A 438-nucleotide genomic window follows, 5' to 3' on the forward strand; every position below is an offset into this window, starting at 1 on the left:
TTCAAACCCAATGAAACAAAAGTTGAGATTTACAATCTCAGCAAAGATTCGATCAACAAGATAAAAAAAGGCAGCACAATAACGGTTCAGGCCGGATATCGAGACGACTACGGGGTTTTGACGATTGGCAAAGTGACAAAGGTTCTGAATAACTGGAACGGTTTGGATAAGGTAACGTCGATTTATTCAAAAGACGGCGACGATTATACTCATATGAAAGTGACAACTGCCAATGCTGATCCAGCTGAGAAATATTACGTCAAAAAAAGATATAAGCTTGCAAAGCCGGTTGTTACTGTCAGGAAAGACAAAAACGGTCGAACGTACAAGACTGTCAGGAATTACGGGACGCGAGAAGAGGTTAGGTATCGCAAACGATACATGAAGATTACTTTTAAAGCAGGAACCACATCGAGGCAAATTGTAGATAAACTGCTG

At 40.6% G+C, this 438-nt stretch carries 1 protein-coding gene; it reads left to right on the forward strand.

Translation table 11 applies throughout. The annotated features are described in order from the left end of the window. Nucleotides 1–438: hypothetical protein (locus ACTD9P_RS30015; RefSeq protein WP_438870480.1), on the forward strand; the 438-nt coding region annotated here is incomplete at both ends.

It is taken from the genome of Pseudomonas onubensis (assembly GCF_965653655.1).
Lineage (GTDB): Bacteria > Pseudomonadota > Gammaproteobacteria > Pseudomonadales > Pseudomonadaceae > Aquipseudomonas.